At 63.7% G+C, this 1,265-nt stretch carries 1 protein-coding gene; it reads left to right on the top strand.

The window, feature by feature from the left end; translation table 11 throughout:
* The first annotated feature begins 58 nt into the window (after positions 1-58).
* Complete coding sequence (locus ACTQ48_RS11225; protein ID WP_441570984.1) at positions 59-1,204, top strand: RNA-guided endonuclease InsQ/TnpB family protein; 1,146 nt, start codon at positions 59-61, stop codon at positions 1,202-1,204.
* The last annotated feature ends 61 nt before the right edge of the window (positions 1,205-1,265 follow it).

Below are 1,265 nucleotides of genomic sequence, written 5' to 3'. Positions count from 1 at the left end.
TGCTTCAGCTATGGGGTAAGCGCATCAAGTGACAGCGAAACCTGCTACACTGTCAACTATGAGCGGCAAGGTTGTGAGGCGGGCGTACAAGTACCGCTTCTACCCGACCCCCGAACAGGCCGAGCAGCTGAACCGGACGTTCGGGTGCGTCAGGTATGTCTACAACCGGGCGCTCGCGGAGCGGTCCCGGGCCTGGACGCAGGAGAAGCGCCGGGTCACTCATGCGGAGACCGACCGGATGCTTACCGGCTGGAAGCGCGACCCGGAGACTGCCTGGCTGGCCGAGCCGTCCAAGGGTCCGCTACAAGCCGCGCTGCGGAACCTTCAAGGCGCATTCGACAAGTTCTGGCGCAAACAGAACCGCTACCCGAAGTTCAAGAAAAAGGGCAAGACCCGCGACTCCGCGACATACTTCCGGAACTGCTTCACCTTCCGCGACGGGCGACTAAAGCTGGCCAAGCAGGATCAGCCGCTGGACGTGCGCTGGTCGAGGCCGCTGCCGGAGGATGCGGACCCGTCGCAGGTCACCGTTTCCCGGGATGCCGCCGGTCGCTGGTTTGTGTCCCTACTGGTCGAGGAAACGATCACTCCGCACGCGCCCACAGAGGCGACAGTCGGGATCGACGCCGGGATCACGACGCTTGTCACGCTCTCCACCGGGGAGAAGGTCACCAACCCCAAGCACGAGAAGAAGGACCGGGCCAAGCTCGCCAAGGCACAGCGCAACCTGGCCCGCAAACAGAAGGGCTCCAACAACCGAGCGAAAGCAAGGCTGAAGGTTGCCCGCATCTATGCCCGGATCGCCGACCGGCGCCGGGATCACCTGCACAAGCTCACGACTCGACTGGTACGCGAAAACCAAGTGATCGCCATCGAGGACCTGGCCGTGCGCAACATGGTGAAGAACCGATCACTGGCGCGGGCCATCTCCGACGCCTCATGGTCGGAACTCCGGTCGATGCTGGAGTACAAGGCCGACTGGTACGGCCGTCAAGTGATCGCGATCGACCGTTGGTATCCGAGCAGCAAGACCTGCTCCGACTGTGGCCATCTGCTGCGGTCCCTGCCGCTGAACGTCCGGGAATGGGTGTGCGCCGAATGCGGCACCGTTCACGACCGGGACGTCAACGCGGCACGAACGATTCTGGCCGCGGGGCTCGCGGTTTCAGCCTGTGGAGATGGAGTGAGACCGCCTCGCTCCTAGAGCGAGGAGGCGTCCGTTGAAGAAGCAGGAATCCCCCGGCTTCAGCCGTGGGGAGCAAGTC

The organism is Collinsella sp. Sow4_E3 (genome assembly GCF_052116285.1).
Taxonomy (GTDB): domain Bacteria; phylum Actinomycetota; class Coriobacteriia; order Coriobacteriales; family Coriobacteriaceae; genus Collinsella.
Note: the sequence above shows the minus strand (reverse complement) of the source record. Positions and strands in the feature narration are given on the sequence as shown.

Coding starts and splice junctions, on each gene's coding strand:
- ACTQ48_RS11225 (WP_441570984.1), top strand. CDS start 59: ATGAGCGGCAAGGTTGTGAGGCGGGCGTACAAGTACCGCTTCTACCCG.